The 12,238-nt window shown below is 71.9% G+C and carries 7 protein-coding genes; 1 reads left to right on the top strand and 6 read right to left on the bottom strand.

The genetic code is table 11. The features are described from left to right. On the bottom strand, positions 1 to 803 hold an 803-nt coding region (locus tag AC0ZLC_RS30305; RefSeq protein WP_476755133.1), incomplete at its 3' end, for a maltotransferase domain-containing protein. Positions 804 to 1,693: 890 nt separating this feature from the next. Between AC0ZLC_RS30305 and glgP the strand changes: the two genes are divergently transcribed. Then, complete coding sequence (gene glgP / locus AC0ZLC_RS30300; RefSeq protein WP_476755132.1) at positions 1,694 to 4,312, top strand: alpha-glucan family phosphorylase; 2,619 nt, start codon at positions 1,694 to 1,696, stop codon at positions 4,310 to 4,312. A gap of 58 nt (positions 4,313 to 4,370) precedes the next feature. Here the strand turns inward: glgP and AC0ZLC_RS30295 are convergent, their stop codons facing one another. The 5 genes from AC0ZLC_RS30295 to AC0ZLC_RS30275 form a co-directional block, all read right to left on the bottom strand. Continuing rightward, positions 4,371 to 4,871, bottom strand: coding sequence for a DUF1990 family protein (locus AC0ZLC_RS30295; protein ID WP_476755131.1), 501 nt, complete (start codon positions 4,869 to 4,871; stop codon positions 4,371 to 4,373). 70 nt (positions 4,872 to 4,941) lie between these two features. Then, positions 4,942 to 6,600, bottom strand: a complete 1,659-nt coding sequence (locus tag AC0ZLC_RS30290) for a M4 family metallopeptidase (RefSeq protein WP_476755130.1) — start codon at positions 6,598 to 6,600, stop codon at positions 4,942 to 4,944. A gap of 296 nt (positions 6,601 to 6,896) precedes the next feature. Beyond that, complete coding sequence (locus AC0ZLC_RS30285; protein ID WP_476755129.1) at positions 6,897 to 8,936, bottom strand: M4 family metallopeptidase; 2,040 nt, start codon at positions 8,934 to 8,936, stop codon at positions 6,897 to 6,899. Between the two features lie 266 nt (positions 8,937 to 9,202). Then, the gene (locus tag AC0ZLC_RS30280; protein ID WP_476755128.1) at positions 9,203 to 11,104 is read right to left on the bottom strand and encodes an ABC transporter ATP-binding protein; all 1,902 of its coding nucleotides are present in this window, start codon (positions 11,102 to 11,104) and stop codon (positions 9,203 to 9,205) included. Continuing rightward, a partial coding sequence (locus tag AC0ZLC_RS30275) for an ABC transporter ATP-binding protein (protein WP_476755127.1) occupies positions 11,101 to 12,238 on the bottom strand: 1,138 nt, incomplete at its 5' end. The genes AC0ZLC_RS30280 and AC0ZLC_RS30275, both read right to left, overlap by 4 nt.

Raw genomic sequence — 12,238 nt, 5'->3', positions numbered from 1 at the left:
GGCAGGCGTTCGGCCGCGGTGCGGAAGGTCCCGCTCACCGGCGGCCGGCCCGCACGGACCACGGCGCCCTCGGAGCGCGGGAAGAACTCGTACCAGGCGCCGTACAGCGCCCGTTCACGCTCCACGACGAGGGGCAGCGGCTCGGAGGACGTGACGAGTTCCCGCAGCGGGTGGCGGTTGAGGACCTCGTCCACCTCGGGGGTGAGGGCGGCGGCGAGCCGGGCCGCGGCGGGCCGCCCGCCGTCCCGCAGTGCGTCCGCCGCGGCGAGGACGGCCCGTCGGCCCGCCTTCTTCGGCACGCCGGCGGCCGCCCGTTCGTACAGGCGGGCCCCCTCCTCGAGGACCAGCTCGGTGTCCATTCCCGCGGGGATCTTGATCCTCGCGTGGTGGCGCCAGGTGGCCACCGGATCGCTCCATGCCTCGACGGCGTAGGTCCAGCGGCCCTCGGCCGGTACGGACACGGTGGCGCCCCAGCGGTCGGAGCCGGGGGCCAGTTCGCGCATCGGGGTCCAGGGGCCCTCGCGGCCCTCCGCACTTGTGAGGACGACATTCGCGGCGACCGCGTCGTGGCCCTCACGGAAGACCGTGGCCGATATCCCGAACGGCTCGCGCACCACCGCCTTCGCGGGGCGCCGTCCTTCCAGGACCCGTGGCCGGACGTCCAGGACCGGGATGCGCCCCACACCGGCAGCACGGTCCGCGGAGGGTTTCTCCGCCGTGGGGGGACCGGAATCGACCCTGCTCATGGAGGTTGCGACGGTGCTGGGCGTCGGGGGTGGCGACGTGTGGTGCTTGGCGGGCATGACCGCTCCTGTCCGCGTCAACGTGGGTGGGCGGATGAGAGTGTGGGGGAGGCGGGACCTCCGGACCTACCCGGAGGAGCCTTCCCACCCTATTCGGGTGTGCAATCCGGCGCGTTGTTAACTCCTCGCGCCCATGTCTGCACAAAAGTCAGACCTTGTCCGCACCAGGTCGGGGCCGGCCGGACCCCGGTGTGCCGGTCCCGAGCGTGCTTCCGTGCGCCCCCTGCGAACGGCTCGTCCTGGGCGGTCCGTCGGGTGAACCGGCCCCCACCGCGTCGGCCCGTACCGCTTACCCATTGAGAGCAGTGCGGTATGTGTGGCTGATTTCCGCCCCGTACGTCTCGGCGACGCCCCGGCCGGCCGCCGACGACGCCGGGGTGCCCTCGTCGGGCGTGACGAGGTGGCCACCGTCGACCGCGCCCGGCCCCCGGCGCCGGTCATCCGCCCCTCGGGAGCGGCGTGCGCGGGCGGCACGGTGGCCGGATGCATCGCGAGCGCGACAGCCGCGGTGAGGTCTCCCCCCCGGCGCGGGCGTCCGGTACGCGTCCGTGGCATGTCTGGGTTCCCCTCCCTGACGTGACGCACGGAGACCGGGGTGCACCACGTCGGGGGCGCTTCCTCCGGTGCGTCACAGGGCACAGCCTCTCGTGGGGTGTCAGGTGCCACAAGGGCGCACAGGCGGGCGGAACCGGCCCAAGATGCAAGTCGGCCGCGCGCGACGGTTGCGGCGAATTCACGCCGAAGTCGGCCGGTGGGTGCGGGGGTCGGGCGCGTGTCCCGCCGTGCGCCGTAGTTGCGAGGGCGCCCGCGCCGCTAACGTCGTGGGTGACGAAGGGCGCACAGCGACGTGCGTCCCTCTGCCGCGTACGTCCTCCGTGAAGGTGGAATTCGTGAAGGCAATCCGCAGGTTCACCGTCCGACCCGTACTCCCCGAAGCCCTTCACCCGCTCATCGACCTGGCGCGCAACCTGCGCTGGTCATGGCATGCGGAGACCCGTGACCTCTTCCGGTCCGTGGACCCCGCGCAATGGGCAGCGTCGGGCAACGACCCCGTACGGCTGCTGGGGTGCGTGTCGGCCGCGCGCCTCGCCGAGCTCGCCGAGGACCGCCCCTTTCTGAGCAGACTGGCCGCGGTCTCCGACGACCTGAGCGGCTATGTGACCGGCGACCGCTGGTACCAGGCGCAGTCGGCCGAACTGCCCGCAGCCGTGGCCTATTTCTCGCCCGAGTTCGGCATCACGGCCGCCCTGCCCCAGTACTCCGGCGGTCTCGGCATCCTCGCCGGCGACCACCTGAAGGCCGCGAGCGACCTCGGCGTGCCGCTCATCGGGGTGGGACTGCTGTACCGGCACGGCTACTTCCGCCAGTCCCTGTCCCGGGACGGCTGGCAGCAGGAGCACTACCCCGTCCTGGACCCCAACGAGCTGCCGCTGGTGCTGCTGCGCGAGAGCGACGGCACCCCGGCACAGGTGTCCCTCGCCCTGCCCGGGGGCCGGCGGCTGCGGGCCCGCGTCTGGCTTGCCCAGGTCGGCCGCGTCCCGCTGCTCATGCTGGACTCGGACGTCGAGGAGAACGACCTCGGCGAACGGGCCGTGACGGACCGCCTCTACGGCGGCGGCAGCGAGCACCGGCTGCTGCAGGAGATGCTGCTCGGCATAGGAGGGGTGCGCGCGGTACGGACGTACTGCCGGCTCACCGGCCACGCCGAGCCCGAGGCCTTCCACACGAACGAGGGCCACGCCGGCTTCCTCGGCCTGGAGCGCATCGCCGAACTGTGCGACAGCGGGCTCGACTTCGACTCCGGCCTCGAAGCCGTCCGCGCGGGCACCGTGTTCACCACCCACACCCCCGTCCCGGCCGGGATAGACCGCTTCGACCGGGAGCTGGTGGCCCGCCACTTCGGTCCCGACGCCGAGCTGCCGCGCATCGACGTGCAGCGGATCCTCGCCCTGGGCATGGAGACCTACCCGGGCGGCGAGGCCAACCTCTTCAACATGGCCGTGATGGGCCTGCGGCTCGGCCAGCGCGCCAACGGCGTGTCCCTGCTGCACGGTCAGGTCAGCCGGGAGATGTTCTCCGGCCTGTGGCCGGGCTTCGACCCCGAGGAGGTCCCGATCACCTCGGTGACCAACGGGGTGCACGCACCTACCTGGGTGGCCCCCGAGGTCCTGAGACTCGGCGCCCGCCAGATCGGCGCGCAGCGCACCGAGGAAGCGCTCACGGTCGGCGCCTCGGACCGCTGGGACTCGGTCGCCGACATCGCCGACCAGGAGATCTGGGACCTGCGCCGCGTCCTGCGCGAGCAACTCGTCACGGAGGTGCGGGAGCGCCTGTACGCCTCCTGGCGGCAGCGCGGGGCGGGCACGGCCGAACTGGGCTGGATCGACGGCGTGCTCGACCCCGACGTCCTGACGATCGGCTTCGCCCGCCGCGTCCCCTCCTACAAGCGTCTGACGCTGATGCTGCGGGACCGGGACCGGCTCCTGGACCTGCTCCTGCATCCCGAGCGTCCGATCCAGATCGTCGTCGCTGGCAAGGCGCACCCGGCGGACGACGGCGGCAAGCGGCTGATCCAGGAGCTGGTGCGCTTCGCCGACGATCCCCGGGTGCGCCACCGCATCGTGTTCCTGCCCGACTACGGCATGGGGATGGCGCAGAAGCTCTACCCGGGCTGCGACATCTGGCTGAACAACCCGCTGCGCCCGCTGGAGGCCTGCGGCACGAGCGGCATGAAGGCCGCGCTGAACGGCTGCCTCAACCTGTCGGTGCTGGACGGCTGGTGGGACGAGTGGTTCCAGCCGGACTTCGGCTGGGCGATCCCGACGGCGGACGGCACGGCGACGGACGACGACCGCCGCGACGAACTGGAGGCCTCCGCGCTCTACGACCTCCTCGAACAGCGGGTGGCACCGCGCTTCTACGACCGGGGCGAGGGCGGCCTGCCCGACCGCTGGATCGAGATGGTCCGCCAGACCCTGACCCACCTGGGCCCCAAGGTGCTGGCGGGCCGCATGGTCCGCGAGTACGTGGAGCGCCTGTACACCCCGGCGGCCCGCGCCCACCGCGCGGCGACGCCGGAGGCCGCGCGGGAACTGGCGGGCTGGAAATCCCGGGTGCGGGCGGCCTGGCCGCGGGTCGCGGTGGACCATGTGGAGGCCTCGGCGGAGACCACCACCGCCGAACTCAACACGACGCTCAGCCTGCGGGTCCGCGTGGACCTCGCCGACCTCGCCCCCGACGACGTGGAGGTGCAGGTGGTCGCCGGGCGGGTGGACGCGCAGGACCGCATCGCGGACGCGGCGACGGTCCCCTTGAAACCGGCGGGCGGCCCGGACATGGAGGGCCGCTGGGTCTACGAGGGCCCGCTGTCCCTGGACCGCACCGGGCCGTTCGGCTACACGGTCCGCATCCTGCCGGCGCACCGTCTGCTGGCGTCGGGTGCGGAACTGGGTCTGGTGGCCGTCCCGTCGGAGGAGACCGGCGAGGGGGCGGGCGTCCTGTTGCGGTGACCGGGACCGTGCCCCGCCGGTGCGGGCGGGGCACGGGCCGACCCCGTCGGGACGGGCCCTAGTCCTCCAGCCCGGCGCACAGCCGGCGCAGGACGACCCCGCAGCGCTGTGCGTAGGCGTGCTGGAGACCGCGTGTCGCCGGGCCGCCCGCCCGGGCGTACCACTTGGCGGGGCGGCTGAAGGCGGTCACCGTCAGCCAGACGGTGCCGTCGCCGGTGCGGTCCACCACGAAGGCCTCCTCGCCGCACTCCGGGTGACCGGGCAGGGTGCCGTAGGCCCAGCCGGCCCGGCGGGGTTCCTGGGTCGTCCAGACGACACGGCAGGGGGCCCTGATCGGGCCGAGGCCGACGGTGACGTCGACGCCGGGCGCCGCCGTCTGTGCGTCGGTGGTGATGGCGACGCCGACCGCACGGTGCAGTTCCCAGGTCAGCAGTGCCTGGCACGCCCTGCGGAAGACGTCCTCGCCCTCGCCGATCCGGTTTCGGACATGCAGTCGGTGGAAGCCCGGTGGGCAACGGTCCTCGCGGGTCGCGCCCACGTCCTCGTAGGTGAAGGGCATGGGGGACAGCGTAGGGCGGCCCCCGGAGAAACCTTCTCTCCGGGGGCCGCCCTGTGGGGCCGGACGCGGACTAGCTGACGTTCACCGCGGTCCAGGCGGCCTTCACGGCCGCGTACTCCGTGCTGGTGGAGCCGTACAGCGCCGAGGCCGCCGACAGGGTGGCGGTGCGGGCGCCCGCGTACTTGGTCGTCGACGTCATGTAGGTCGTCAGCGCCTTGTACCAGATCTGCAGGGCCTTGGCGCGGCCGATGCCGGTGACCGTGGAGCCGTTGTACGTCGGGGAGTTGTAGGACACCCCGTTGATGGTTTTCGCGCCGCTGCCCTCGGACAGCAGGTAGAAGAAGTGGTTGGCGACGCCGGACGAGTAGTGGACGTCCTTGCTGCCGACCGAGGAGGACCAGTTGTCGGCGGAGCCGCCGTCCTTGCTGGGCTTGTCCATGTAGCGCAGCGGCGAGCCGTCGCCGTTGATGTTGATCTCCTCGCCGATGAGGTAGTCGCCCACGTCGGAGGAGTTGGCCGCGTAGAACTCGACGCCGGTGCCGAAGATGTCGGAGGTCGCCTCGTTCAGGCCGCCGGACTCGCCCGAGTAGTTGAGTCCCGCGGTGTTGGAGGTGACGCCGTGGCTCATCTCGTGGCCGGCCACGTCCAGGGACGTCAGCGGGTGGGTGTTGCCCGAGCCGTCGCCGTAGGTCATGCAGAAGCAGCTGTCGTCCCAGAACGCGTTGACGTACGCGTTGCCGTAGTGGACGCGGGAGTAGGCGGCGACGCCGTTGTTCTTGATGCCGCTGCGGTTGAAGGTGTTCTTGTAGAAGTCCCAGGTCACCTGGGCGCCGTACGCGGCGTCGACGGCGGCCGTCTGGTCGGCGGTGGAGCTGGAGGCGGTGCCCGTGCCCCAGACGTCGTCGGCGTCGGTGAACAGCGTGCCGGTGCCGGACGTGCCGTGCTTGAGGTTGTACGTCTTGTGGCCGCCGCGGGCGGTGTCGTACAGCTGGTACGTCGTGCCCGACTTGGTGGTGGTGAGCGGGACGGTGCCGGCGTACAGACTCTTGCCGGTGCCGGTCTCGATGCCCTGGTACTCGTAGAGCTTCTTGCCGGTCGCCGCGTCCGTGACGACGTGCAGCTCGTTCGGGGTGCCGTCGTCCTGGAGGCCGCCGACGACCGTCTCGTAGGCGAGGACCGGCTTGCCGTTCGCCGCCCAGATCACCTTGCGGGGCGCGCGGTCGGCCCCGGTCTTCTCCGAGCCCGCGCTCTGCGCGGCCTTCACGGCCTGCTTCTCGGCCTTCTGGGCGGTCACGGCGGGCTTCAGGGAGGCCACCTTGATGGCCGCCTTGGTCGCCTTGGTGACGCCCTGGGTCTTACCGGCCTTCGTCTCGTGGACGACGAGGTCGCCGCCGAGGACCGGGAGTCCTTCGTAGGTGCGCTCGTAGCGGGTGTGGACCGTGCCGTCCGCGTCCTTGACGACGTCTCTGACGACGAGCTTCTCCTTGGCGCCGAGACCTATCCCGTCGGCCGTCTCGGTGACGTCGGCCTGGGCGTCCCTGATCAGGGTCGTACGGGCCGCCGGGGACAGCTGGACCGGGGCGGCGGCCGGGTCGGACGCGCCGGTGGATGAGGCGGGCGTCTGGGCGGACGCACCGGTGGTCATACCGGTGGTGAGGAGGGCTCCGGCCGCGACGGCTGTCGCGATGGCAAGAGTGGTCCGCTTGTGACGCGCGTAGAGGGGGGTCACGCAAGCTCCTTGTGTGGGGGCCGACCGCACGGTCTGGGGTAGCCGTGCGGAGGGGAAGGTGCGGTGCGGGAGTGCCGTGCGGTGGAAGCGTGCCATCCGGGGCGCGTACATGTCATGAGGGCAAGCAAAGCTTGGCCGGAAAGCGTTCGTTGAGTGAATATCGCTGTACGCAATGCGGAATCGATCATGCTCAAGAGGCAACCAAGCCTGGGTCACGGCAGAGTAAAAGAGAGCGCCGCCCCGGTGTGTCGAACCACCGGGACGGCGCCCTGTTCCGTGCGTGACCGCGGGACGGTCTACGGGAAGGTGAGCTTCCAGCTGTTGATGTAGCCGGTGTCCTGCGCCGCCTGGTCCTGGACCTTCAACTTCCAGGTGCCGTTGGCGACTTCGGAGGACGCGTCGACCGTGTAGGTGGTGTTCACGTTGTCCGCCGAGTCGGAGGAGCTGAAGTTCTTCAGGCGGTACGCGGTGCCGTCCGGGGCCACCAGGTCGATGACGAGGTCACCGCGCCAGGTGTGCACGATGTCCACGGCGACCGCCAGGTTCGACGGGGCGTTGCCCGCCCGCCCGGAGACGGTGACCGAGGACGTCACGGCCGCGCCGTTGTCCGGAATCGATACGTCGGCCGTGTTCTCGAACGACGTACCGCCACCGCCGCCACCGGACCGCGCACCGACGGCCACGGCCGCCCACGCGTCCTGCACCGCCTTGTACTCGGCGCCCGTGGTGCCGTACAGCTCACCCGTCGCCGCGAGCGTGCCGGTGCGGGCCGCCGCGTAGTTCGTGGTCGAGGTGAACTTGGTGGTGAGCGCCCGGTACCAGATCTGCAGTGCCTTGTCGCGACCGATCCCGGTGACCGGGAGGCCGTCCGCGGTCGGCGAGTTGTAGCTGACGCCGTTGATCACCTTGGCGCCGCTGCCCTCGGACAGCAGGTAGAAGAAGTGGTTCGCGGGGCCCGACGAGTAGTGCACGTCGACCGAGCCGATCCCCGAGTACCAGTTGTCCTTGGACGCGCCGTCCTTGCTCGGCTTGTCCTGGTAGCGCAGCGGCGTGCCGTTGCCGTTGATGTCGATCTTCTCGCCGATGAGGTAGTCGCCCACGTCGGAGGAGTTGGCCGCGTAGAACTCGACGCCGGTGCCGAAGATGTCGGAGGTCGCCTCGTTCAGACCGCCGGACTCGCCGCTGTAGTTCAGGCCGGCGGTGTTGGAGGTGACGCCGTGGCTCATCTCGTGGCCGGCCACGTCCAGGGACGTCAGCGGCTTGGCGTTGCCCGAGCCGTCGCCGTAGGTCATGCAGAAGCAGCTGTCGTCCCAGAACGCGTTGACGTACGCGTTGCCGTAGTGGACGCGGGAGTAGGCGCCGACGCCGTTGTTCTTGATGCCGCTGCGGTTGAACGTGTTCTTGTAGAAGTCCCACGTTGTGGCGGCGCCGTAGTGCGCGTCCGCGCCCGCGGTGGCGGCGTTCGACGTGGTGCCGTTGCCCCAGACGTCGGTGGTCTGCGAGAACAGCGTGCCCGTGCCGGATGTGCCGTGGTTCAGGTTGTACGTCTTGTGGCCGCCGCGCGCGCCGTCGTTCAGCGTGTACGTGGAGCCCGAGAGCGTGGTGGTCAGCGGCACCGTACCGCTGTACTGAGTGTTGCCGGTGCCGTTGTCGACGCCCTGGTACTGGTACAGCTTCTTGCCGGTGGCCGCGTCGGTGATGACGTGCAGCTCGTTCGGCGTCCCGTCCTCCTGGATGCCGCCGACGACCGTCTCGTACGCCAGAGCCGGCTTGCCGTTCGCCGCCCAGATCACCTTGCGGGGCGCGCGGTCGGCCCCGGTCTTCTCGGAGCCCGCGCTCTGCGCCGCCTTCACGGCCTGCTTCTCGGCCTTGGAGGCGGTGACGGCCGGGGTGAGCGTGGCGACCTTGATCGTGGCCTTCGTCGCCCTGACGACTCCCTCGGTCTTCCCGGACTTGGCGGTGTCGACCACCAGGTCGCCGCCGAGCACCGGGAGCCCGTCGTAGGTGCGCTCGTAGCGGGTGTGGAGCGTGCCGTCCTTGTCCTTGACGACGTCACGGGCGACGAGCTTTTCCTTCGCCCCGAGGCCGAGGTCCTCGGCGGTGTCCGCCTTGGCGGCGTTGGCGTCGCGTATCAGCTCGGCGCGCTGCGAGGGCGTGAGCTGCACGGCGACGGAGCCGGGGTTGATCTTCCCGGCCGGTGCCTTCTCGGGGGCGGCGCTCGCGGCGCCCGACTGGACGGCCGCCGTGAGCAGGGCGGTGACGCCGACGAGTGCGGCGGCGGTGGCCCTACGGCGCGCGGTGTGGGAGGTGCGTCTGTGGGAGGTGCTGCTTCTCAACACTGACTCCTTCTGCGTGGCCGCGGGTCGCACGGCCAGGGGAGACCGGACGATGGATGACCCGTCCGGGCAGAACAGGGCGGTACGCGGAACCAGGTGCAAGGAGGTTGCGCCGCCGCACAGCCGGGATGCTGTGAGGTTGCTGTGGAGCGGCCGTGGGAAGAGTGGCAGCAGATTGCCCTGTCTGTCAGGGGCGCATCAAGAAGTTGGCCGGAAACCGTTCGTTGTCCGGGTGGTCATGTTCGGTATACGAACTGGTCGTTCGGTCAGGCCAGACTGTCCTGCCATGCCTGGTGGAGGTCGGCGAACCTGCCGGTGTCCACGATGAGCTGACCCCGTGTGCCGTCCTCGACGACCCGGCCGTCTTCCATCACGAGGACCCGGTCGGCGATCTCCACGGTGGAGAGGCGGTGCGCGATGACGACGGCCGTGCGGCCGTGCAGGACGGTCGACATCGCGCGCTGCACCGCCCGTTCGCCGGGGACGTCCAGCGAGCTGGTCGCCTCGTCCAGGATCAGTACGGCCGGGTCCGCGAGCAGCGCCCGCGCGAACGCCACCAGTTGGCGCTGGCCGGCCGAGATGCGGCCGCCCCGCTTGCGTACGTCCGTGTCGTAGCCGTCGGGCAGCGCGCTGATGAAGTCGTGCGCGCCGATCGCCTTCGCGGCCCGCTCGATCTCCTCACGGGGAGCGTCCGGTCGGCCGATGGCGATGTTCTCGGCGACCGTGCCGGAGAACAGGAACGCCTCCTGGGTCACCATCACCACCCCGCGCCGCAGTTCGGCGTTCGGCAGGTCGCGCAGGTCGACGTCGTCCAGCAGGACCCGCCCCTCGGACGGGTCGTAGAAGCGCGCCAGCAGCTTGGCCAGAGTGGACTTGCCGGCGCCGGTCGAGCCGACCACGGCCACCGTCTGCCCGGCCGGCAGCGTGAGGTCGAAGCGGGGCAGCACCTCGCCGCCGGTGCGGTAGGCGAAGCGGACGCCCTCGAAGACGACCTCGCGGCCCGGGTGCTCCGACGCGGACTCCGGCAGGTACCGGGGCGTCGAGGGCTCCGGCACCGCGGGCGTCTGGGCGAGCAGACCCGCGATCTTCTCCAGCGAGGCCGCGGCCGACTGGTAGGAGTTGAGGAACATGCCGAGCCGGTCGATGGGGTCGTACAGGCGGCGCAGGTAGAGCACCGCCGCGGCCAGCACGCCGAGGTCCAGGGAGCCGGACGCCACCCGGTACGCGCCCCACAGCACCATCCCCGCGACCGCCGTGTTGGCGATCAGGCGCGAGCCGGTGACATAGCGGGCCATCTCCAGCAGGGCGTCGCCGTTCGTCCGCTCGTGGCGCTCGTTCAGGACGCGGAACTCCGCGTCGTTGGCCGCCTCGCGGCGGAAGGCACGCACTGGCCGGATTCCGTTCATCGTCTCCGCGAACTTCACGATGACGGCGGCGATCGCGGTCGACCGCACGCGGTACACCCGGCCCGCGCGGTGCTGATAGAGCCGTACCAGGAGGTACAGCGGCACGAAGGAGGCCACCGCCAGCGCGCCAAGACCGAGGTCGAGCCAGAGCAGCATCGCCGAGATGTAGACGAAGGACAGGACGACCATGACGAGTTCCTGCAGGCCCTCGCTGAGCAGCTCCCGCAGGGACTCGACGTCCGTCGTGGAGCGGGAGATCAGCCGGCCCGACGTGTAGCGCTCGTGGAAGTCGATGCTGAGGGCCTGCGCGTGCCGGAAGATGCGGCCGCGCAGGTCCAGCAGCACATCCTGGTTGACCCGGGCGGACGCCGAGATGAACGCGTACTGCAGCGCACCGGAGACGACCGAGCACAGCAGGTACGCGACCGCCACGCCGATCAGCGGACCGTGGTCGTCGCGCCGGAGCGCCGGTACGGCACGGTCGATGGCGTACGCGACGAGCAGCGGACCCAGCTGCACCGCCGCCTGCTGGACCAGCAGCAGGACCGTCGTCACGACGACCCGGGCCCTCAGCGGGGCGAGGAGCGAGCGCAGCAGCGCGGCGGTCGCGCCCGGGGGAGTGGGCAGGACGTCGCGGTCGAAGGGATCGCCGGGCCCGGCGGGTTCCCGCCCCGGTCGCCTCTGCTCCCCGGCCGACTCCCGGTCCGGGTCCGGGTCCCGGTCCGGGTCCTTGTCCGGCGCGGTGGTCGTGGGCGCCGTCATCGGTGGTCCTCCTCGGTGCGGGTGCCGCCGTGACCGGCCGCGGCTCCGGCGTGGGTGCCGTGTGCCGCCTTGGCAGCGGCGTCGGTGTTCTCGGCGCCCGACATCAGCCAGGCGTACTCGGCGTTCGAGCGCAGCAGTTCGTGGTGGGTGCCGACCGCGGCGACCCGGCCGCCGGAGAGCAGGGCCACCCGGTCGGCGAGCAGCACCGTGGACGGGCGGTGCGCGACGACCAGCGCCGTCGTGCGGGCCAGCACGCGGCGCAGGGCCGCCTCGACCGCGGCCTCCGTGTGGACGTCCAGCGCCGACAGCGGGTCGTCCAGGACGAGGAAGCGGGGATTGCCGACGACCGCACGCGCCAGGGCGAGCCGCTGGCGCTGGCCGCCGGACAGACTCAGGCCCTGCTCGCCGACCTGGGTGCCGGTGCCCTGCGGGAGGGCGTGGACGAAGTCGGCCTGCGCGACGGCCAGGGCGCGGTCCAGCTCCACCCCGCCCGCGGTGTCCTCGGCGCCCATCAGGACGTTCTCGCCGACGCTGGCCGAGAAGAGGGTGGGCTCCTCGAAGGCCACGGCGACGAGTTCGCGCAGCGTCGCCCGGGGCATCCGCGTGATGTCCTCGCCGTCCAGCGTGATGCGGCCCGACGTCACCTCGTGCAGCCGGGGGATGAGAGCCGTGAGGGTGGTCTTGCCCGACCCGGTCGCGCCGACGAGAGCCATCGTCTCGCCCGGGCGGATGTGCAGGTCGACGCGGTCGAGGACGGGGGCCGCGTCCGCCGGGGCGTCCGGGTAGCGGAACCGCACGCCGTGGAACCGCAGTCCGCCGGCGGCACGCGCACCGACAGCGGCCCCGGCTCGGACGGCACCCGCGCCGGGGGCGGTACCCGCGCCGGGAGTGCCACCTGCGCCGGGGGCGGTACCCGCGCCGGGGGCGGCACCCGCGTCGGGAGCGGTACTCACGTCGGCGGCATCGGAGCCGTAGGCACCCGCACCCGCGCCGCCGCCGGAACCGTCGGCACCCGCGCCGCCGCTGGCCGCGCCCGCGTGTGGAGCGGTCCCCGTGCCTGTCTCGGCGCCCGAACCGCCCGCACCCGGACCCCCGGTCCCCGCACCCGCGCCCCCGGTCCGCGCACCCGCGTCG

Source organism: Streptomyces sp. GLSS-08, from assembly GCF_056387915.1.
Note: the sequence above shows the minus strand (reverse complement) of the source record. Positions and strands in the feature narration are given on the sequence as shown.